Origin of the sequence: Luteolibacter arcticus, assembly GCF_025950235.1 — a bacterium.
Classification (GTDB): Bacteria; Verrucomicrobiota; Verrucomicrobiia; order Verrucomicrobiales; family Akkermansiaceae; genus Haloferula; species Haloferula arctica.
In genome coordinates, this window is sequence record NZ_JAPDDT010000007.1 from 1 (window position 1) to 21,082 (window position 21,082).

Below are 21,082 nucleotides of genomic sequence, written 5' to 3' on the forward strand. Positions count from 1 at the left end.
GCGCTAATCTATCTCTCCATGACCAAGCGCATGCTCACCAGAATCGCGGCCTGAGCATTTTTCAGACAGCCTCTAAGGAATGCCGCGCCGTTGGCGCTGAGAACGCAGGCCGCGCGTTGGCGGTTTGATTCGGCACAGGGTCTTCATGGCGGCGATCGTGAATGAATGGAAACGAGCGGCCGATGATAGGGCACGGGACCTGCATTTTCTAGGTGCAGCCGGTTGGCCAGCGGTCTTGAGCGCTTGCCATCCCCAACAGACAACTTCACGCCGCGGCGGCATTCTCATGGAATGCGGGTTCATGGGTCCTTCGAATCCCGCCGAAGCACGCTGAATCTCGAAATTGATGAACACGTCATCCATGGTCCGCCTGCTGGCGTCTTTGTTCTTCGGGCTCTTGCTTGCCGCGGATTTGCCCGCGCAGGCCGAGCCGGCGGCGCTGCCGATCAGCACGATCTGGCTCAGGCGCTTCGACACGGGATGGTGTATCAGCGTCGGTCAGGGTGGGGCGGGCGGTGTGGTGTACGGTTCTTCCGGCGGAGATGTGGCATCGTTTCCCAAGGGAACGGTGGACTTCGCGGCCTTGCTGGAAGCCGCCAGGACCCGGAAGATCGTGGATCACGAGGATCCAGAGTGCGTCAGAGTAGCTCTTAGAACTCCGTGGGACACCTCGGTTGCGGCAAAGCCGCTGGCCATGGCCGCAGATTGGGACGCGCTATGCCGGCAGATCCAGCCTCATCTGCGGGCGAGTAATCCGGAGCGTCTCAACTATCTGATAAAAAGGAATCCGATGGCGAAGGATCTTCCGGAGGTTCCCGTGAAGATGAGGGAGTCGCCACCCAAGATCCCGAAGCCCCTGCGGATCACCTTCCGCCGGCCCGGCTCGGAGTGGCTGCTCATGGTCCGGCATGATGGCTCGGGCACCGTGACCTACGGGGCAACCCGCGGAGATGTCGCGATCTTCCCGAAGGGGACCGTGGCCTTCGCGCCCTTGCTGGAGCATGCCAAGAGCCACGCACTGGTGGAGGCTGCGGATGCTGCGAGCGTCGAGGTGACGATTGGCATGTCGGCAGGCCTCCCGCCCGCGGCGGAGAGCCGCGACATGACGGCGGATTGGGATGCGATCGCACGGCAGATCCAGCCGCATCTGCGCGCGCCGAACCCGGACCGGCTCACCCAACTGATGAAGGAGCATCCGCTGGCGAAGGATCTCCCGGAGGTCCCTGTTAGGATCCTGGAGATTCCGCCGAGAAGCGCGAATTTGCCGCCCCGCGAGGCCAAGTGAGAAGGCTGACACAGACCGGCCCTTGCCAAACCGCCTCGTTCGCCTAACAGGTGAAAACGCATGGCGGCCGGGCAATTTGCCTCCGCCTTGGCTTCCGGTTGCAATCCCGCGATGCCTCGCTTGGTTGCAGTGGGTGAGCCCGGGCGCACGGTCGCGGGTTTGCCACCTTCTGAAAAGTCACCATGAACATCGCAGCCCTTTTCGACATTCCGCCGGAGCTAACAGGAGAGCAGCGCGGCCGCTTGAACGCTGAACTCCAGATTGCCGGTTTTTCCCGCGTCCGCGAGGTGCCGTCCTTCTGGCTATGCCGGTCGCGCTACGAGGACTTGCGCGCGGCACGCCATGCGTTCCGGAACGTCTTCCAGGCCTGCGGTCTCGGTTTGCCCCACACGTTCCTCATTCCGTTCTCGGAATTGAGCGAGCTGTCGTAGCGGTCCGCACTGCGCCCGGAGGTTGTGGATGGAACAACGAAATTGGCGAAAAGAGCGAAAATGAAGGCGGGATCCATCGGGATGCCAGAACCAAGTTGCACGTCGTCCGGGCTTTGACCGGACAGGGCAGTTCGCCTGAAGGCCAATGCCTTTAAGGATTAGACCCTAGGAGAGGGAACCCAGGATCAGGTTGGACTAATTTACCGCGGATTGCGCGGATAGCACGGATGGATAAAATGGCAACGAGAGCGATGCCGGGAGCTTGGAGGTATCTGGCCTGCCATTTTCCATATCTCTTATTATCAGTGCTATCCGCGTAATCCGCGGTCATGCTTTTTCCAATCCTTAAAGGCATTGGCCTGAAGGCGGGACTACGTGCCTCCGAGGCGGGCTTGGCATTGGATGACCATCCATCCGGGTCGGGCTGGGCTCGGAGAAACCGTCGGCACGCCACCTGCGAAAGCCGTGGGGATGAATCGCCCAACCCACCGCCCTGACCCCACCCTCGTTGCCATGATCGTGAGCACCGGAATCCTCATCGCATGGGCCTACGCCGCGGCCCGCAGCACCTACCATGGCGACCTTCAATCGGGAGTCGTCCCGATGGTCCCCGCGCTGCTCGAGGGGGATTAATTGCACCGTCCGAGTGCAGGATGCAAAAGGGCGATGTTTACACAGCCGCCCAAGAGCTGCCGAGGCCAGCTCGCCTCCGAGCCCGCCTGTCACGGCCCACCAGTACCGGGGTTACCGGGGTTGTCGGTCGGGTTGCCCGGGGGTTGGCCATTCGGATTGGTGCGGACGATCGGCGGCGGTGGCAGGCGGCCAGCTTCAGGGAGCTGGACCACGTTGCTGCCGGGACCGACGATCGCGAGATTGGTGGGCACGAAACCTTTCCGCGATTGTTGCGCGATGGCCTGGTCGATCAGGACCTTGTCGAGAGCCACGCCCCACTTGCCACTCGCCAGCTTCGAGGTTTTCACCAGCACGTCGAGATTGATCACCACCGGGGCGGGGGCCTTCTGCGCCTCATTCGGCAGGATCACCTCCTGGCCGGCCTTGACGTTCGTCTTGCGCTTCCGCTTGTCGCCATGGGGCGTGATCCAGGCGCTGCCTTCCAGGACGATGAGCTTGGTGAAGCCGGGGCTCGCCTCCAACATGATCGTCGTGCCGGTCACGGCGGCGGTCACGGCGGCGGTGCGGATTTCCGCGCCACCGGCACCCTTCGGCACCTGGAGCAGGATCACGCCATTCTTCAGCTCCATGTTGCGGGTGCCTTCGGTGAAGGAGAAGTGCGAGTTCGCCCCGATGCGGGTCAGCGTGTTGTCGTTGAACAACAGCTCGGTGCGCGAGGCGATGCCGGTCCGCACGGACTGCTCGGTATTGAGCTTTTCCCGCAGCTTGGCCGGACGCGGGGCCTTCTGGGGATCGACGGTGCGGACGTCTTTGACGATGTAGGTGATCTGCGCCTCGCTCAGCGGGGAGGCGAGCAGCGGACCGGTCAGCGCAAGCAGGGTGATCGCGGTGGTCGCGGCGAAGGAAAGTCGTGCTTTCATGGCGAATTCTCGGGAGAGGGATGGGGATTTGTTAGAACTGCACCTTGAGCCCGAGTCCGCCGCCTGCAGAGAGGGCATCGTAGTCGAAAAGGTCGCGGTTCGAGCGATTCAGGACGAAGCTGAGCGAGGCGTTGAGTTCGCACCACTCGTTGAAGCGATACGTCAGCGATGGCACGATCATGTAGTTCCAATCGTGCTGGCCGGAGTCGTAGTCGAAGAACGCGAACCGCGAGTAGAGGTCGGCGTGGAGGCACTCGGTCAGTTGCCAGCGGGCACCGCCATACAGGCCGTGCTCATCGCGCTCCGCCGCCGATGGATCGGCGAAGCCGAAGCTGCTGGCGTAGCCGAGGTAGTAGAGGCTCGATGCCGGGGTGACCCACGATTTTTGCAGGCCGAGGCTCACGGTCTGGTTCAGGAAAAACTGGTCGTCGAGATCGTCAGCGGTCAGGCGCTCGCAGTTGTAGCGGGAGAAGAACATGAGAGACGGGTCCTGCGGCAGCCGGTAGCTGATCCCCGCGCCGGCATTGAGGCTCTCGAAGTCCAGATTGGAAAAGTCGTCGTAGCGGAAGAAGGCCTGCCGCACGGTCGCCTCGACGTTCCACTGCTCGGTTAGCTTGCCTTCGTAGCGCGCGCCGACTTCGGTGAAGAGGTAGGCGTCGGATTCCGGATTGAAATTCGTCAGCCGGACGTTGTCCGTGAAGTAGACTTGGGAGGTGGCGAAGAGGCGCAGCAGATGGGCTCGCTCTTGCTCCTTCATAATGAGTTGCACGCCGAGGTCCAGATCGCCCGGGGTCGCGACCGCCTCGCCTTCGACGTTGTCGGGCACGCCATCGCCATCTTTATCCTCGTCCAGCATTCCCGGCTGCACGTCCAGCAGCGCGGAGCGCATGCGGGCTTGGTCGATGAGGGCGGCGGATTGGGCGTGGCAGGGCATCGCCAGGCAGCCGGCCCATGCCAGCACGGCGAGACGGCTGGTGGGCGACCGGAAAGACGGGAGGGTCATTTTCATTCGGCGAGAAATTGAAGGGTTGGCGACAGTCTTCCGCTACAGAAGGAGTGCGAATGTTGACAGCTTAGGAAAATGGGCCCCCCTATGCCGAGACATTTATATCCGCTGCGATTTCGTGCACATGCGGCTGTGGATCGACAGATGTTCCGACGGCGATCTCGTATTTCCGCCGGTTGGAGCGGTATTTGTTAAGAAATCCGTCGGAGATTGCCGGATCTCTGCGGATGGCTAGAATGGCCCGCATGCGACCTACGGGCGGGGAACCGAAAGCGTTGGCCACTGGAACTTCCGCCCGGATCTCCCGGTTCAAACGCCTTTCCCGCAAGCCCCTGATCGCGATCTGCGGCTTCTGCGCGGCGGCGGTGGCCGTGGTGCATCTGCTGGAATACGTGAACTTAAGGAAGGACACGCCGTTGATGCCGTCCAAGCCGTTGATGGAGTCGCAACTCGCCGCCGAGGATTTCCTGCAACGATCCGTCGGCCGGCGCGCGAAGGTGGATCCGGAGCTGGTGTTTCTGGCGATGGATACGGCGTCGGTTCGCCTCGACCACTTTCGCGAGGAGGATATTGCCGCGTCACCGGCCCTCCAGATGATGCAGCAGGAATGGCCGTGGCCACGTGCCGTCCATGTGAAGATTTTGGAACGCCTGATGGACGCCGGGGCGAAAGTCGTGGTGATCGATGTGCTGTTTCCGTCAGAGAGGGAAGGCGATGAGGAGTTCCGGGCGGCGCTCGATCGGTATCGCGACCGGGTCGTGATCGGGTGCAATTTCGGAAGCGGGGAACGTGAGAAGGGCGGAACCGACACGCTGGAGCTTCCTTCGGCGTCGCTCATCGATCGCACCGCACCGCTCGACGACCGGGTCGCGTTCGTCAACTTTTGGCCGGACACGGACTCGGTCATCCGCCACGGGGTCTCCCGCACCACCCGGGCGGAAGTGGACGGTCACTTGCCCGCGCCCGATGAAGAGGTGCTCGATTCCCTTGCCGCCAAGGCATTGAAGAAAAGCGGCCGCGCCGATGCCGTGGCCGGCGACCCGCGGCGACGGATCCGACTCGCCGGCCCCATGAAGACCTTCCGGCCGATCTCGGTGTGCGACCTCTTCGACGAGCGGAGATGGAACTCGCCCGATGAATTTCGCCAGGGTGATTTCTTTCGCGGCAAGATCGTGGTCCTCGGCGCGGAGGGGAACTCGGCGAAGGATGAGGTACTCACCCCGATGGGGTTCATGGGGGGGCCGGAGCTGCATCTCAATGCCATCAATGCCGGGCTCCAAGGGGAATACCTCCGCAGCACCTCCCGCCTGGCCAGCCTGTGGTTCATCGGGGCAGGCGGTGTCGTGGCGCTGATGCTGTGCTACTGGGCCCGCGGGCCGCTGCTGCGGCTGGGACTGCTGGTTGCCACCTGCGCGGGCTGGGTGGGTGCGGCGATTCTTGCGTATGGCCAGGCGGGGCTCTTCATCCCCACGGTCGGCCCCTTGGTCGCACTGGCGTCGGGCGGGGTCGCTTGCCTGGGCTGGGACTTCTTCCTCGAACGTCGCGACCGGGTGAGGGTGCGTTCCATCCTCGACCGCTATGTCGCGAAAAACGTGGTGGAACTGGTTGTTGCGGAAAGCGACGCCTTCTCCGCCGCGCTGAAAGGCCAGCGACGATACGTGGCGACGCTCTTTTCGGACATCCGCGGGTTCACCACCATGACCGAGGAGTCGGACCCGGAAGAACTGGTCGCCCAGCTCAATGAATACTTCTTCGCGATGGTCGAGGGAGTCTTGGCAGAGGGCGGGACGCTGCAGGACTACATCGGCGACGCCATCATGGCCGTCTGGGGTGACACCCGGACGCTGTCGCGCGAGGAGAGTGCTTTTCACGGCGTCCGGACCGCCCTGCTCATGGAGACGGCGCTCGTGGATCTCAACCGGCGCTGGGCCAGCGTCCCCGGTCGCCGCCAGTTTGAGATCGGCATCGGCATCAATCAGGGGGATGTGGTCGTCGGCAGCCTGGGGCACCCGATGCGGTTGCGCTTCGCGGCGGTGGGGGACGGCATCAACACCGCCGCCCGCTTGGAAACGGCCACCAAGCACTTCGGCTGCCGCATCCTCGTCGGCGAGACGGTGGAAAGTGTGACCCGCGGGCGCTTCCACTACCGGCGGGTGGACCGCGTGAGGTTCAAGGGCAAGGGCGTGCCCATCGAGGTGTATACCCCGCTGGGCGATGCTTCTTCCCCCGTGCCGCCGTGGCTCGATAACTACGAGCAAGCGGTCACCCTCTACCGGGAGCGACGGTTTGCCGAGGCGGCCGGGATGTTCCAAGCCGTGGCCGACGCCATCGGCGGGGAGGATGCGCTGTGCCGGATGTATCTCGGCCGCTGCGAGCATTTCGCGGCCGAGCCACCGGAGCCGGATTGGGATGGTTCCTACACGATGAGTGAGAAGTAGCGAAGATTACCGGGGCAATCCCGAATGGTGCTGGAAGGCATCGACCTAATCGATACTCGCCCTCGTTCTATCGATACACCACTCACCCCGTTTCAAGGCAGACTAGATAAGTCCGCGACTTGAAACCATGACTCAAACCTCGAAGCCCACCGACAGACGCGCCCGGCAACTCGCCCTTGCCTCCTTTTTCCTGGTCCCCCTCCACATACCGCCGTTCATGCTCTCAGGCTCGAACAGTCTCACCTCCGCCCTCATCGGCACTGGCGCAGTCCTCAACGTCGCCCTCGTCGCCGTCGCGTGGTTCACCGGCAATCGCGCCCCCGCCATCATCGCCCTCCTCATGCCCTTTGCCGGCATCGCCCTCGGCATCCTTGGCTTCCTCAGTGGCTTCAGCCAAAGCTGGTAAGCCCATCAACCATTGCGGAACGGGATGCACTGCCCTCCGATTCGCCAAAGAAGAGCGACTCCAGCGGCGTTCGGGAGAAGTGGAAATGAAAAAAGCGCACGGAGCCCGGAAGCTGTCGTTGGGAGTGAGTGTGACTTGGTTGACGCTGGGCTTCCTTTGGCTTGCGGGCGTTTTCGTTCTGCAAGCGCAGGAAGACCAGTCGCTGCCCTTCCGGCCTCTGGAAGGAGAATTGAAAAGGAAGCAGCTCGATGAATTCAAAGGCTGGAGCGAGGAGGATTTCGCACGTCTGGATGTCAATGATCCGCAATTGAAGAGGGCGTATCTCGATCTCTTTGGCACAGTCGCGGGCCTCGTCATTCATCCCTCTGAAGCGCACATGCAGGCGGCATTGGCGGATTTGAAAAAACGGGGAAACTTGGTCACTCCGATGTTTCTGGAGGTGATGAGGGAGAATCCCGAGACTAGGTATGAATTACTTATTCTCCTCCATGTCCCGAAGATCGAAGGCCTGGATCTGAAACTTTACTTGGACTACTCGAGACAAGTCCTGCGCAAAAGAAGCATGACGATGAACGATACCCTCGCTTCGGCATCATCCATGTTGATCGCTTCGCAGGGAGACGTGTCGGACCGCGAACTTCTGGAATGGGTCATCGAGACGCGGCCATTCGTTGCTTATTCGGTTTCGAAGCAGCTTGATGTTTTGAATCAACACATTCCCCTGAAAGAAGAAACCGGGGCTAGTCTTCCAAATCGGGATCCGATCACCGATTCCGCCACGGCGACGGAACGGAAGGGCCCTTCTGGAGAGCCTGCCCATGAGTCTGCCAATCCCAAGGCGGTGAATGAGCGGACGAATTTCGTGAAATGGCCCACGGCACTGGGCCTTCTAACCGCAGTTCTCGCGATCGCTGCCGCGGTGGTGCTGTGGCTCCGGCGCGGGAAGGCGCGGATCTGAGGGGCAAGCCTTCCGATGGCTCACGGCAGCAGCGTCACGTGGTCGATCAAACGCACGTCGCCATAGAAGACGGCGGTGGCGAGCACGGCGGGGCGCTTGATCTGGCCGACGGGTTGCAGCGTTTCGGCATCCACGAGTTCGAGGTAATCGATCCGCAGGAAAGGGGAGTCCTCGAGGTGCTTGCGGGCGGCGGCGAGGAAGGGGGCGGCGGCGCGTTCGCCGAATTGGAGCAGCGAGCGCGCGCCATCGAGCGCCCGGCGGATGCGCGGGGCATCGGCGCGGTGCTCGGGGGCGAGGCGGACATTGCGCGATGACATGGCGAGGCCATCGGGCTCGCGCACCGTGGGGTAGCCGATGATCTCCACCGGCACGTCGAGGTCGCGGACCATCCGGCGGAGGATGGCGAGCTGTTGGACGTCCTTTTCTCCGAAGACGGCGGCGTCGGGCTGGAAGAGATTGAAGAGCTTCAGCACCACCGTGCAGACGCCGTCGAAGTGCCCCGGCCGGGTCGCCCCGCAAAGGTGTTGGGAAAGCAGCGACTCCGTCACCGTGATCGAGCGGTCGGGGAAATACATGCTGCCCGCGCCCGGGGTGAAGACCAGATCCACGCCCCCGGCCTCGCACTTCTCCAGATCCTCCGCCAGCGGCTGCGGGTAGGCGGCGAGGTCGCCGGGGCGGTCAAATTGGATGGGATTGACGAAGATCGACATCGCCACGGTGCCCTCCGCACCGGCGGCCTCGCGGGCGCGGCGGACCAGCGCGAGGTGGCCCTCGTGGAGCGCGCCCATAGTCGGCACCAGCACCAGCGGGCGGGGCAGGGAGGCGATTTCGCGGCGCAGTTCTTCAGTTGTGGCGGCCAGACGCATGGCCGGAAGGTGGCGGGCCCGCCGACCGCCCGCAATCTCCCATCTGGCGTCTTCCATCTGCGATCCAACATCCCCCATCAGCCCGCTTTTGTTCCCCGCATGGGGCGTTGACGCTGCCGGAAAATCGGTGCAGCCTCCGCCTCATCCCAAGGGGAACCCCATTCATTTCATGACCATCATCCGCCGGATTTCTGCCCTCATCGCCGCCGTCGCCCTCTGCGGGACCGCCGTGGCCCAGGAAGGCAAGCTGAAGATCGCGACTGTCGATATGCAGCAGCTTTTCAAGGAGTATCACCGCACCAACGAGGCGCAGAAGGAGATCAACGTGGAGCGCGCGCGGATCCAGAAGGACAACAACGACCGCCTCGCGACCATCCGCGAGCTGGACACCCAGCTCCAGAACATGCGCAAGCAACTGGAGGACCCGACCATCGCCCAGTCCAAGAAGGAGTCCGTCTTCACCGAGTGGAACGTCAAGCAGCAGGAAGGCATCGCGCTCGACCGTGAGCGCCGCGAGTTCCTCCAGCGCCGCAACCAGTCGCTCAACGAGAAGATGGTCCAGCGCATGAAGGGCATCCTCGAGGAAATCCGCAAGCTGGTGGAAGAGAAGGCCAAGGCCGAGGACTACGACTACGTTTTCGACAAGTCCGGCCTCAGCACCTCCCAGGTTCCTTTCTTCCTCTACACCAAGGACGCCACCGACATCACCGCGGTGCTGCTGAAGGAACTCAACAAGGACGCCCCGGCCGAAAGCACGCCTTCCGAAGAAGCCCCGACGCTTGAGCCCGGGAAGCCGGTCGGCGAGGAGTGATTCCGCGTTTCCCGTGCCCCTGACCCTCTCCGAACTGGCCCGCCTCGTCGATGGTGACATCGTCCGTGGCGGGCCTGATCTTTTGATCGAAGGCATCGCCGCGCTCGATGAAGCCGGCGGCTCCGAGCTGTCGTTCCTCGGCAACGAGAAGTACCGGGCCCAGTATCTGGCAACCCGGGCAGGCGCGGTGATCGTGCCGCGCGGCGTGACCGAAGGCCCGGAAACGAGCGCCCTGATCGCCGCCGACAATCCGTCCTTCGCCTTCGGGCTGGCGGTGAAGCATTTCGTCGCGGCCACGGCGCGGGTTTTCACGCCCGGCATTCACCCGCGGGCGATCGTCGATGAGTCGGCAAAGCTCGACCCCACCAAGGTCCGTGTCCACGCTGGCGCGGTGGTCATGGCCGGAGCCGAGATCGGCGACGGCAGCGAGATCGGGCCGAATACGGTGGTCGGCGAGCAGGTGAAGGTCGGCCGCGATTGCCTCTTTTACGCCAATGTCACCATCCGCGAGCGTTGCCTGATTGGCGACCGGGTGATTCTCCAGCCCGGCTGCGTGATCGGCTCGGATGGCTACGGCTACGAAGTTGTCGATGGCCGCCATGTGAAGGTCGATCAGGTCGGCATCGTCGAGGTGCAGGACGACGTGGAGATCGGCGCGAATACCGCCATCGACCGCGCGCGGTTCGGCCGCACCGTGATCGGGCAGGGGAGCAAGATCGACAATCTCGTTCAGGTCGCCCACAACGTGCAGCTCGGTAGTCATTGCCTGCTCGTGTCGCAGTGCGGCCTGGCAGGCAGCTCTCGGCTCGGCGATTACGTCGTGGTGGCAGCCCAAGCCGGCGTCGGCGGCCATGTGAAGATCGATGACAAGGCGGTCCTTGCAGGACGTGCCGGGGCGACGACCGATCTCGAAGGCGGCAAGACCTACAGCGGCCATCCCGCGCGGCCCTACATGGAGGAGCAGCGCTCCCGTGCCATGATCCGCCAGTTGCCGAAGCTGGTGGACCGGGTGAAGGCGTTGGAGAAGAAGAAGGACTGAGACCGAACGCCACGGCCCACTGGGAGCGCGGAATTATTCCGCCTGGACAGTCGGGCGAAGTGCCATTCGGGCGGAATGAATTCCGCGTTCCCAGTAGCGGGACGACTGCGTCGTTCCGGCGGGGTAGGGGCCGCAACGCGAATCAAAGCGGCGATTGATCTCGGCACCGCGCCCAGCCGGAATGGCGCAGCCATTCCGCTACGAATCTGCCGGGGATCTCCGAGGGGCTGTGAGAGCTGCTTCGACCGCACGCGGAGCGTGCGGACCACCACGCTCAGCGCGCCGCGGTCTCGGCGTGGGCGTTCGTCTTGGCGCGAATGATCTTCACCGGTATCAATTGGCTGGCGTCTTCCAGGAGGCGGCGGCGGGCCAGCAGGCCGACCTTGGCATTCTGGTGCGGGGTCCAGTCGTCACCGGCCGCGACGCTTTCCGCAGGACTGAGCAGGGCCGGGGCGATTTGATCGACCCACGGGGAAAGCAGGACCAGCTCCTCACGCGTGAATCGGTGGAAGACCGGCTCCTTGAAGGCCACGATCAGATCCCCCTCGCTGGTCGGCTCGGGCACGAAGGGCGCGTCGGCTTCGGCACAGGCGGCGATCCGCTTGCGGGCATCGGCCAGAGGGTCGGTGCAGGGTTCATCCACCACCACACAGGTGCCGCGGCGGAAGAGGACAAAGGAACGCTTCGCGCTGACGTGCTGCGAACAGAACTCCACCAGCTCTTCCGTGGAGACGGCCATCGGCGCGCTGCTCTCCATGCCTTCGAGGGTGGTCGTGTGGCTGACCGGCACGATCGCGTTCACGGCATGCTGCTGCTGTTGCACATTCTTTTTAAAAGAGGGCGAGGGCAGCAGGATCGCCACGGCGAGCCCGAAAATGCCTGCCAGCAGCAGCGCAAACGACAAGGCGATCCGGGAGGAGAGCGGACTCTTGGATGCGGCGGAAGGATTAAGCATGCCGAAGTTTTAAAAAATCTTGACGTTTTAGCAAGCTTAAGTTTCTTTCACCACGTTGCTTGCCCCTTACCTCCATGAAAAATGCGACCCTCCCAGGTCGCAGCTTTCGTTCGAAGCTATCCACCCTCGGCGCGCTCACTGCGGGCGTCGTGGGCTTTGGGTGGCCTCAACAAGCTGCGGCTGAATCCGTCGATAGCGAATTACTGCTCTTGGTGGACTCCACCCAGCGCGGTCTGAATAACCGCGACTTCGACGCGCTGATGGACAGCTATGCCGACGCTTTCACGAGCTCGGACGTTATGAATGCGATCCAATCCGGCTCGTACGGACGGATCGCGGTCTCGCTGATGTTTTTTGGAAATGCCAATACCCAAGTGGTCGGCATTCCCTGGATGAGCATCGGCAGTGCAGCAGAAGCGCAGACCTTCTCGCTGCTGCTCCGTGCGATCAATCGCCCGTCCTCGCCTGGCTCGATCCAGGTGGACGACGCGCTGTTGGCCGCGATCCCGTTGTTCGGCACCGAGACCGGAGCTGCCGGGAATGGCTTCGAAAGCTCCGCCCAGCTTCTGGAAGTGGTTGCGGCCTCGACGCCTGCCGGTGGCAGCACCGCCGGGGTGCCGGGAGCGCGGAATCAAGCGCTTGCGACCGGGGTGGACGTGATCAATGCGATCGCCGTGGGAAACCAGGCGGGAAGCATTTCCACCTACTTCGCGACCAATGTCATTGGCGGTGAAGCCGGTGGTGTGGCGGCTAGCAGCAGCACCTCGGCCGTGAATGGCAATCTGGGAGCGTTCCTCGCTTCCCAGGTGTCCGGACAGGTCAATGCAGGGGCCGCTGAATCGCTGACGGCGGTGCCGGAGCCTTCTTCCGTGCTCGCACTGGTTTCGGGGCTCGGCCTGCTGTGCCTGCGCCGCCGGAGAATCGGCTAAGCGGTTTGTTTCCAACCTCCTCTCCCCTTATGAGCAGCGCTGCCCAGTCACGCCGCATTGAACGGCTCTACCCGGATGATGCCGAGATCGATCCTGAAATCGCCGAATTGGTCGGCCAGGAGATCTTGCGCGATCGCTTGGAACCCGCCGCCTGGGCACGGGCGCTGGCGTCCAGTGGCGGGAGAAAACAGGATGCCCTGGCCACCTATGCCCGCATCCGGATGCAGCATGTCGCCTCCCACCGGCGGCTCCGCCGGGCGAAGTCGCAGTCCTTCGAGGCACGGCGGCTCACCACCTGCCTCGGCATCAAGACCGTGCAGGATCTCCTCCAGCGCTCGAACCGCGGGGGACAGCTCAATCTCATCAAGCCCCGCCTTTCCTACGTCTGGCTCGCCATCCTGATGCTCGGCTGCTCGGGCTCGGTCGCCAGCCTCGGCCGCCTGATGGGCCGCTTCTTGCCGGAGTCCATCGGCGCGTGGTTGCCCGCGATCGCGCTGCTGTGCGGGATCGTCGCCGTGGCCGGCGTCCTCGGGCTTCGTGCCTTGCTCCCGAAGCGCTGGGTCATGCTCGGCTGGAACACCGGCTTTGCCATGGTGTGCACGCTCGCCTGCTTCGGATCCTTGTCGCTGGGCGCGAAATTGATCGCTCGCACCTCCCCGGATGTGATCCAGAGGCTGACCACCGGGATGGATGATGCCGCGCCGGAACCGGTTCCTGCGGCGTCTAGCGCCAAGCCGCTGCTGGTGAAGCCGAAGCTCGCCCCCCCGGCCTCCTCGACTTCGACGCGTGCGACCGCTTTGATCGGGGCCGAGGAGGACGAATAACGGTTTCCCTCCGCGCCGTGCCTGCTACATCCGGCGCGTGAACGAAGAACGCGAGCGAGGCACGCAGCCGCTGGACGGGATGCTGGGGCTGCCCAAGCGAGACGTTTCATTTCAAACTCCTGCACGATGAGCGAAGACGAGAGAGAATTCGGGACGCAGCCGCTGGTTGCGGTCATGGAACGCTGGCACCTGGAGAACCACGATCTGGTCGAGGCTTCCCCCGAGCAGCTCACGCACAAGCAGGTGCAGCGCGCACGGAGCGGCCGAAAGCTGACCCTGAAAATGATGATGAAGATGGCCCGATCGCTCAATATCGCGATCTGGAACCGTCTGAAGACGGCGGAGAAGGAAAAGTTCGTCGAATACCTCCACAAGGATATCTTCTCGTATTCGAAGGGCTTCGATCCGGACAAGGATGATCCGAACCGGGAGCTCCTCCCCAAATAGAACAGAATCCGGCCGGGAGTTACCGGCGTTCCTCAAGCGGACGCGAATCTGGTGCCGCGGGAGCGTAGGGCTCCGCCGCGCCTGCCCGTGGCAGCACGATGGTGAAGACCGTCGTTCCTTCCGCCGAGGAACTCGCGCTGATCGTTCCCCGGTGGGCCCGGACGATCTCACGGCATATGTACAGCCCCAGTCCCATGCTGCCGATCTCCTCGGGCGCTCCCGGCTGAATGTGCCGGACCATCGGCTCGAACAGAAAGTTCAGGAGGTCCTTCGGGATCGGTCGGCCTTCATTCTGGACCTTCAGCTCGACCGAGTCGCCTTCCGCGCAGAGCGACAGGTGGACTGCGCCGGCGGTGTCGCCGTGGCTGACCGCGTTGCCCAGTAGGTTGGAGAGGAGTTGCCGCAGGCGGTAGGGATCCCACCGGCCGGAAAGGTCTCCTTCCGTGGCGAGCGTGAATGCCTTGTCAGGACGCACGGTCTCCATCCGTGCCACCATCTCGTGCGCCAGTTCCCGGAGGTCCACCATGGCGGGATACATGGTCATCGGCTTTCCCAACTGCGAGCCGCTGAGGTCGAGGAGATCCCGAACCAGCGCGTCCATGGCATCCACGCCACTCTGGATCTTCGACGCAATCGTCGGGAAGTCGGCACCGGGTCCGCTCCGGACCAGGACCGAAGCGAGCAAACGGACAGAACTCAAGGGCTGGCGAAGGTCGTGACCGATGATTCCGAGGAACAGGCGCCGCCCCTGCTCAACTCGCGCGCTGTGGGTCTCGACCGACGTGGCCACCAGGTGGTCGATCGCTTCGTTGAAGCGCACGAGTTCGTTTCCCTGTTCTGCGTCGCGCGGCGTCCCCTGAGCCTGCCACATGCGCATGACGGACGCCCGCAAGGCCCGGAATTCCGCCACCACCTTGACGATGTCGAAGCCTGCGGCCAGTCGCTCCTTGGCGTGCTTGAGGGCTGCCCCGTCGAGCGCCGGATCGGCAACGTTTCCCTCGGACTTTTGCTTCTGATCTTCCAGGGATTGCGCCGACTTCATGTCGGCGGCGACGGCGCGGAGCATGTTGTCGGCATTGTCGCGAAGATCGACGGGATCGGGGGCTTCGTCCGTGGGCCAGTTGGCGCGGGCGAATTCCTCCCATGCCGACACGATGGCCTCCAAGTTCGTCAGGATGAAATCTGCGAGCCGCTCGGATGCGGGATGCGGCGTGTCCATTTGGGAAGGGTGTTGCATGCTGCTATCCAAAGCAACCCCGGGAAAAAATCATGCGGTCGGTTTTCCGGGCGTCTCCATTGCGCTGCGCCCGCAAACCCTTCCCGAGGCACCGCTCATGGGTTAGGGGCGGAACCACAGCGCGAAATTTATCAGCCGGGAGCTGTGGATGTTGAGGAAAGGCCCGTCACCCCCTCTTCGCCTCCGGGCGAGGCCTTGATTTCCGCTGCAAATGGTGACGTTCCCTACCAGGGTCACCATGCTCAGACGTCTGGCAGGTGCACGATGCCACGGCGCAGTGCAACCGTGACAGCCTCCGTGCGGTCGCGGACCTGCAGCTTCGCGAGGATGTTTTTCATGTGCGACTTCACCGTGAGTTCGGTGATGCCGAGCGCGCTGCCGATCTGCTTGTTCGCCTCACCAAGGACCAGCAGGCGAACGATCTCCCGTTCGCGTTCGGAGAGGATCTCACCGCGCTCCCGTGACGCGAGGTGGCTGGCAATCTCCGAGGGGATCCAGCGCTTTCCCTTTAACAAGGCGCGGACGGCCGGCGTGATCTGGTCGCCGGAGCTGTGCTTGAGCATGTAGCCCATCGCCCCGGCGGCAAGGGCGGCGTGAATGTCTTCGTCCCCATCGAAGCTGCTCAGCACCAGAATGCGCGCCTCTGGATGTTTCCCACGGATCAGCCGGATGGCCTCCACGCCGCCACAGACCGGCATGCGGAGGTCCATGACGGTCACGTCCGGCAGGAGCCGCGAGAAGGCTTCGACGGCTTCGTGGCCATTGGACGCTTCGCCCACCACCAGCAGGTCAGGCTCATGATGAAGGATGTCGCGCAGTCCCGCACGGACGACGAAGTGATCGTCCACGACGAGGATCTTGAAGGAGGTTTTCATGTGGGTTTGTTAGAAAGGGAAGGGGTTGTCGGCAGGGGGACTTCGATGCGGACGAGAGCGCCTCCGCCGGGACGGTTCCCAATGCTAAGCCTCCCGCCGATGCGTTCCGCGCGCTCGTCCATGCCGACGAGTCCGAAGTGTGCCCCGCCCTTGTTCTCCGGGCTACGATCCGCAAGGCCTCGCCCGTCATCGCTGATGGTGAGGGTAACGCTTCCGCTGGCGACTGTTAGATCGATCCCGATCATACCCGCCTGCGAATGCTTGAGAACATTGGTCATCGCCTCTTGTCCGATCCGCAGCAGGTTGTCGCCGATCAGGCCGGGGATATGCCCTCCTCCCCGCTGTTGCTTGAACTCCACGCGGATGCCGGAGCCGAGGAAATGGGACTGCGCCATGCGGTGCAAGGCCTCGCCCAGGTCGAAATGTTCGAGCGCCTCTGCCCTAAGGTCCCAGATGGACTGGCGAACTTCGGTGTGGCAGTGCTGAACCATTTGGCGCATCGCGGCGAGGCGGTCGCGCGTTTGCGGTGGGGCTTCCTTCAGCGAGAGGCCGATGCCGTGGATCTGAAGCTGGATGCCGGTCAGGCCTTGTTCCAAGGTGTCGTGAAGGTCGCGAGCCAACCGTCCCCGTTCTGATGCGACCGCCTGGCGCTCCCTCACTTCGGCTCGCAGGCTGGCGTTCCTGCGGGCCAGGAAAAATCCCGCGAGGGCTGCCAGCAGCAGGACGCCAAGCATCACGCTCAGCAAGATGAGCATGCGCCTTACCGTGAAGTACGGCGCCGGTTCCAGGACGGTGATCGATGCTGGATCCGGGAGCGCCATTTTGAACCCCACCGGGTCGCCGGCAGCATCCGTCTGCACCAGGCAGATCCCCGCGACGCGTAGCAGGCTACCGGGCTCGATCGGTTTGGTATCCGAGGTCGTGTTCAGTTCCGCGGTGAAAACCCCTCGCGGCGACTGGAGGGCCAACACCAGATGCCGGCCTCCGCCCGCGGCGGGTGTTTCGATCCGGTCTAACAAGTGCCCCGACACCGCAACGAAATCCGCGTGATGAAGCCCGTTCTGAAGCTGCCAGGCGGGCATATCTTTCGCCTGCAACGTGATCGCCGGTCCGCTGTCCGGCCTGATGACGACGTCCGATAGGACGGGGAGGAAGCTCTCGAGGTCACGGAACCCCACCGCTTGGATTTGCTCTCCGGGCTTCAGGTTTCTGGCTTCCTTGCCGCGAATCGCCAAGCCGGCATCGCCGTCGTGCAGCCAGCCCACGCCGTCGGCCACGTGTATGACCTTTCCCCGCACATGCAGACGTTCGCCTCGGGTTTGCCCCGGGTGATACTGGAACGCGTTGCGCAACGGGGTGGTAGGGAGTTCCCATGGCGAGGCGGTTTCGCGCTGCTCCGAGCGGAAGTCCTCCTCGCCGTTGACGAGCAACTGTACTTCCACCAGTTGCCGGATCGTCCCGCGCGAACGGACGGGGCTGGCGACACCGCGCACCCAAGCCTTGGCCGCGATGAGTTTTTCCGGGTTCAGGGTTTTCACGTTGCTGATCCGGAAGCTGATCCGCGACGCCCCGGAATCTAACAGTCCAATCATCGTCGTGGCATCGGTCATCTCCGCCGAGCGGATCCAGCCATCTGTTTCCACGCGTTCGCCGTTGAAGGAACCGTTGAGCAGGCCTCCGCCGGACGCTCTCACCACATAGGGCAACGCAGCCGGCCCGAGGCCTTGGTATTCCGCGCGCCCGATCACCGGGGCGAAATCTCCACGTGCCAGCATTCCCCTGACCCGCACCCGCTCGGCGATCTTCGGGCCGGGACCTTGCTCCCGTGTCACCAGCAGTCCGCCGCTTGGATCCTGGATGTAAAAGCCGAGGCCCGTGCCGCCATCAACCCAGGTCACCACCCCCTCCGCGCTCACTTGGGATTCCTTGAAGGGCTCGACCGTCGAGGCGGTTTGGATTTCCCGGATGGGCCGCACTTCGGCAGCAGGAAGATCGGCTGCGGAGGAAAGGCGGCCGAAGCAAAGCATCACCGGCAGTAGCCACGGGATTTTCATGCTTGGAGAGATCTCCTGATTATACGGGACAAACCCTTGCCCGGGGCGAGGGAAAAAAACCTCCAACGCTCGCCCAAAAGAGGGATTTCAAGTCCTCCGTCCGGACCGAGTCTCGGGTTACTGCTGCAAGTTCCAACCCATGTCTCGTTTCAGCATTTCACTTCTCTTGTCCCCGCGGAGGATCCTTGTCCGGCTATTCGTTTGTGCAGGTCTCTCTGTCGCGTTCGTATCCGCCCATCCCGAGGAGTTCGATGTCGTGGTGTACGGCGGCACCTCCGGCGGCATCACCGCCGCAGTGGCGAGTGCGAGGATGGGGAAGAGAGTCGCGCTGGTTTCTCCCACGGCCTACCTCGGCGGACTTACCACCAGCGGCCTCGGGTGGACCGACTTGAAAAACGCCGCGATTCTCGGCGGCCTCAGCAAGGAGTTCTACCACCGCGTCTATCTCCACTACGCCGCCCAGCCGAACTGGAACTCGGTCAAATCGATGGCTGGCCAGCACATGGCGGGCTTCGATCATACGAAGCAGCTTGGCATCATCTTCGAGCCGAAGGTGGCGACGCAGATCTACGATGAGATGCTCGCCGAGACCACGGTGCAGATCTTCACCGGTCTTCTCGATCTCACCGATGGCGTGGCGATGAATGGCCAGAGGATCACTTCGATCAAGCTGGAGGACGGCCGGGTCTTTACCGGGAAGATGTTCATCGACGCCAGTTACGAAGGCGATGTCATGGCCGGGGCCGGGGTGAGCTTCTATGTCGGCCGAGAGGCGAATTCCGTTTACGGGGAAACGATCAACGGGGTGCAGAACCCTGCGACCAATGACGTGGTCGCAGGCTTGGATCCCTACAACGTGAAGGGAAATCCGGCGAGCGGATTGCTGCCCGGCATCAAGGCGAGCATCGCGGCTAACGGAACCGCTGACGGGAACCTCCAGGCATACTGCTACCGGATGTGCCTCACAAACAATCCCGCGAATCGCGTGATGGTGGCGCAACCCGCGAACTACGCGGACGAGGATTTCGAGCTCGTACTCCGTGCCGTCGAAGCCGGGCAGACGCAGTTCATGAAGATGGATGGCATGCCGAATGCCAAAACGGACTCTAACAACCTGTCCGGCGTCTCCCTCGACTACATCGGGAAAAACTGGGGACCGGGCTGGGACTGGTCCACACTGAACCATCAGGAGCGTGCAGCGCTGGCCGCTGAACACATCTATTGGCAACTGGGCCTTTTGTGGACCATCCAGAACCACCCGAGGGTGCTGGCGAAAGTAGGAGCGAACGGACTCTACCCTGGCTGGGGGCTGGCGGCAGACGAATTCACCGATACCGGCAATTTCCCTCCCCAGCTCTACGTCCGCGAGGCGCGGAGGATGGTCTCCGACTATGTGATGACCACGAAGAACTGCGCGGGCTCGGTCGTTGCCCCGGATTCCGTGGGGATGGGTGCCTACGCCATGGACTCCCATCACACGCAGCGCTTCAACAGCAACGGTTCCGTGAAGAACGAGGGCGGGGTTTACGAAATCCCCCCGGCACCTTATCCGATCTCCTACCGCTCGCTGGTCCCGAAGGTGGGTCAGTGCGAGAATCTGCTGGTCCCTTGGTGTCTCTCGACCTCGCACATGGCCTTCGGATCGGCCCGGATGGAACCCGTCTTCATGACGATGGGCCAGTCCGCGGCCACCGCCGCCGCGCTGGCGATCAATGACGGCACCACCGTGCAACAGGTTCCCTACGAGAAACTGGCCGCGGTGCTCAGGGCCGATGGTCAAGTGCTCAGCCTGCAACCCGAGGCCTATGGCATCATCGTCGATTCCGAAGATGCCACCGGCGCCGTCATCACCGGGAACTGGACCGCCTCCTCCTCGGTGCCGGGATTCAACGGCACCAGCTATCTTCACGACGGCGGCGAAGGACGTGGCCAGAAATCCGTCCGCTTCACCCCCGTCATCCCCACGGCAGGAAGTTACCGCGTCTCCCTCCGCTGGAACGCCAACTCCAACCGCGCCACCAATGTTCCCATCGCCATCACCCATGGCGGCGGCGTGACCAACACCACGGTGAACCAGCAGGCGAACGGCAGCACCTGGTTTGACCTCGGGGTGTTCTCCTTCACTCCGGGAGGAGGAGGAAATCTCCTGCTCTCTAACACCGGCGTCAATGGCCACGTCATCGCCGACGCCGCCATGTGGACGCGGATCGGACAGTTGCCTACTGTCCGGATCTACAGCCCGGTTCCCGGTGCTATCCGGGGCGGTTCGGTGCCGGCCACCCTCGTCTTCACCCGTGAGGGCGATGCCGCCGCGCCGCTGCAGGTGTTCTACCAGCTTTCGGGCAGCGCCCAGGGATCCGCCTTCACGCCGCAACCCACCGGCTCGGTCACCATCCCTGCCGGCAAGCGCGAGTTCAAGCTGCCGCTTGCCGCGCTCTCTTCCACGCTTCCGATGGGGGAGAAAGCCCTCGTGCTCCAGCTTTCCGCCCACGCATCCTACTCGCTGGGTGGAAACAATTCGGCCACGATCCTCGTGCGCGATACACCCTTCGACTCCTGGCGTTTCGCTCGCTTCAACTCCGCGGAGCTCGCCGATCCCTCCATCTCCGGCCCTTTGGCCGATCCGGATGGCAGCGGTGCCGTGAATCTCCTCCGCTTCTTCAGCGGCACCGAGAGCTGGCCCCGCACCTCCCTGCTCGCGCAGGGAAACATTCTCTACTTCGAGTTCGACCGCCACCGCGCCGCCGCCGGCCTCGGATATGACATCGAGGAATCCGACGATCTCCAGGAGTGGAATCCCTCTCCGCGGCTGACCATGCACGCCCCCACCCAAGACCAGGGCGAGGTCCAGAAGATCCAGATCCCGGTCCGTTCGTCAGGTCCGCCGGCGGAGGGGCGGAAATTCTTCCGCCTCAATGTCGCTCCCTGACCGCTTTCCAAGCCGGCCAGCGGAAACCCTTCCAACCGT

General features: G+C 63.3%; 19 protein-coding genes. 12 read left to right on the forward strand and 7 right to left on the reverse strand.

Annotated features, from left to right (window positions below):
• Nucleotides 1–346: 346 nt before the first annotated feature.
• The 3 genes from OKA05_RS15960 to OKA05_RS15970 all read left to right on the forward strand — a co-directional run bounded on the left by OKA05_RS15960 (nucleotide 347) and on the right by OKA05_RS15970 (nucleotide 2,349).
• Nucleotides 347–1,285, forward strand: coding sequence for a hypothetical protein (locus OKA05_RS15960; protein WP_264488170.1), 939 nt, complete (start codon nucleotides 347–349; stop codon nucleotides 1,283–1,285).
• A gap of 182 nt (nucleotides 1,286–1,467) precedes the next feature.
• Nucleotides 1,468–1,716 carry a hypothetical protein gene (locus tag OKA05_RS15965; RefSeq protein ID WP_264488171.1) on the forward strand — a complete coding sequence of 83 codons (249 nt, stop codon included), beginning with the start codon at nucleotides 1,468–1,470 and terminating at the stop codon, nucleotides 1,714–1,716.
• Between the two features lie 471 nt (nucleotides 1,717–2,187).
• Nucleotides 2,188–2,349 (forward strand): hypothetical protein, encoded by a 162-nt coding sequence (locus tag OKA05_RS15970; RefSeq protein WP_264488172.1) that lies wholly within the window; start codon nucleotides 2,188–2,190, stop codon nucleotides 2,347–2,349.
• Nucleotides 2,350–2,438: 89 nt separating this feature from the next.
• Here the strand turns inward: OKA05_RS15970 and OKA05_RS15975 are convergent, their stop codons facing one another.
• A complete protein-coding gene (locus OKA05_RS15975; protein ID WP_264488173.1) occupies nucleotides 2,439–3,269 on the reverse strand; it encodes a FecR domain-containing protein in 831 nt (276 codons plus the stop codon).
• A 31-nt stretch (nucleotides 3,270–3,300) separates the two neighbouring features.
• The gene (locus tag OKA05_RS15980; RefSeq protein ID WP_264488174.1) at nucleotides 3,301–4,278 is read right to left on the reverse strand and encodes a hypothetical protein; all 978 of its coding nucleotides are present in this window, start codon (nucleotides 4,276–4,278) and stop codon (nucleotides 3,301–3,303) included.
• A gap of 272 nt (nucleotides 4,279–4,550) precedes the next feature.
• On the opposite strand from OKA05_RS15980, the gene OKA05_RS15985 reads away from it, so the two are divergent.
• The 3 genes from OKA05_RS15985 (at nucleotide 4,551) to OKA05_RS15995 (ending at nucleotide 8,077) form a co-directional block, all read left to right on the forward strand.
• Nucleotides 4,551–6,713: a CHASE2 domain-containing protein gene (locus tag OKA05_RS15985; protein ID WP_264488175.1), complete on the forward strand. Its 2,163-nt coding sequence runs from the start codon at nucleotides 4,551–4,553 to the stop codon at nucleotides 6,711–6,713.
• 127 nt (nucleotides 6,714–6,840) lie between these two features.
• Nucleotides 6,841–7,119, forward strand: coding sequence for a hypothetical protein (locus OKA05_RS15990; protein WP_264488176.1), 279 nt, complete (start codon nucleotides 6,841–6,843; stop codon nucleotides 7,117–7,119).
• A gap of 85 nt (nucleotides 7,120–7,204) precedes the next feature.
• The gene (locus OKA05_RS15995; RefSeq protein WP_264488177.1) at nucleotides 7,205–8,077 is read left to right on the forward strand and encodes a hypothetical protein; all 873 of its coding nucleotides are present in this window, start codon (nucleotides 7,205–7,207) and stop codon (nucleotides 8,075–8,077) included.
• Between the two features lie 20 nt (nucleotides 8,078–8,097).
• On the opposite strand, the gene panC is transcribed toward OKA05_RS15995, so the two are convergent.
• Entirely contained in the window at nucleotides 8,098–8,943 is an 846-nt protein-coding gene (panC, locus tag OKA05_RS16000) for a pantoate--beta-alanine ligase (protein WP_264488178.1), read from the reverse strand.
• 169 nt (nucleotides 8,944–9,112) lie between these two features.
• On the opposite strand from panC, the gene OKA05_RS16005 reads away from it, so the two are divergent.
• Nucleotides 9,113–9,754: an OmpH/Skp family outer membrane protein gene (locus tag OKA05_RS16005; RefSeq protein ID WP_264488179.1), complete on the forward strand. Its 642-nt coding sequence runs from the start codon at nucleotides 9,113–9,115 to the stop codon at nucleotides 9,752–9,754.
• A gap of 13 nt (nucleotides 9,755–9,767) precedes the next feature.
• The gene (gene lpxD / locus OKA05_RS16010; RefSeq protein WP_264488180.1) at nucleotides 9,768–10,793 is read left to right on the forward strand and encodes a UDP-3-O-(3-hydroxymyristoyl)glucosamine N-acyltransferase; all 1,026 of its coding nucleotides are present in this window, start codon (nucleotides 9,768–9,770) and stop codon (nucleotides 10,791–10,793) included.
• Between the two features lie 274 nt (nucleotides 10,794–11,067).
• Here the strand turns inward: lpxD and OKA05_RS16015 are convergent, their stop codons facing one another.
• Entirely contained in the window at nucleotides 11,068–11,748 is a 681-nt protein-coding gene (locus OKA05_RS16015; protein ID WP_264488181.1) for a hypothetical protein, read from the reverse strand.
• Nucleotides 11,749–11,822: 74 nt separating this feature from the next.
• On the opposite strand from OKA05_RS16015, the gene OKA05_RS16020 reads away from it, so the two are divergent.
• The 3 genes from OKA05_RS16020 to OKA05_RS16030 all read left to right on the forward strand — a co-directional run bounded on the left by OKA05_RS16020 (nucleotide 11,823) and on the right by OKA05_RS16030 (nucleotide 13,948).
• Nucleotides 11,823–12,677: a DUF1194 domain-containing protein gene (locus OKA05_RS16020; protein ID WP_264488182.1), complete on the forward strand. Its 855-nt coding sequence runs from the start codon at nucleotides 11,823–11,825 to the stop codon at nucleotides 12,675–12,677.
• A gap of 29 nt (nucleotides 12,678–12,706) precedes the next feature.
• Nucleotides 12,707–13,501 (forward strand): hypothetical protein, encoded by a 795-nt coding sequence (locus OKA05_RS16025; protein ID WP_264488183.1) that lies wholly within the window; start codon nucleotides 12,707–12,709, stop codon nucleotides 13,499–13,501.
• A 126-nt stretch (nucleotides 13,502–13,627) separates the two neighbouring features.
• Nucleotides 13,628–13,948 carry a hypothetical protein gene (locus OKA05_RS16030; protein ID WP_264488184.1) on the forward strand — a complete coding sequence of 107 codons (321 nt, stop codon included), beginning with the start codon at nucleotides 13,628–13,630 and terminating at the stop codon, nucleotides 13,946–13,948.
• Between the two features lie 19 nt (nucleotides 13,949–13,967).
• Here OKA05_RS16030 and OKA05_RS16035 read toward each other — a convergent pair whose 3' ends face one another.
• From OKA05_RS16035 to OKA05_RS16045, 3 genes are all read right to left on the reverse strand, one after another.
• Nucleotides 13,968–15,167: a sensor histidine kinase gene (locus OKA05_RS16035; protein WP_264488185.1), complete on the reverse strand. Its 1,200-nt coding sequence runs from the start codon at nucleotides 15,165–15,167 to the stop codon at nucleotides 13,968–13,970.
• 260 nt (nucleotides 15,168–15,427) lie between these two features.
• The gene (locus tag OKA05_RS16040; RefSeq protein WP_264488186.1) at nucleotides 15,428–16,060 is read right to left on the reverse strand and encodes a response regulator; all 633 of its coding nucleotides are present in this window, start codon (nucleotides 16,058–16,060) and stop codon (nucleotides 15,428–15,430) included.
• Nucleotides 16,057–18,114, reverse strand: coding sequence for a histidine kinase (locus OKA05_RS16045; RefSeq protein ID WP_264488187.1), 2,058 nt, complete (start codon nucleotides 18,112–18,114; stop codon nucleotides 16,057–16,059). The genes OKA05_RS16040 and OKA05_RS16045 overlap by 4 nt, the downstream gene beginning before the upstream one ends.
• 139 nt (nucleotides 18,115–18,253) lie before the next feature.
• Here OKA05_RS16045 and OKA05_RS16050 point away from each other — a divergent pair, with 139 nt between their 5' ends.
• The gene (locus tag OKA05_RS16050; RefSeq protein WP_264488188.1) at nucleotides 18,254–21,043 is read left to right on the forward strand and encodes an FAD-dependent oxidoreductase; all 2,790 of its coding nucleotides are present in this window, start codon (nucleotides 18,254–18,256) and stop codon (nucleotides 21,041–21,043) included.
• The last annotated feature ends 39 nt before the right edge of the window (nucleotides 21,044–21,082 follow it).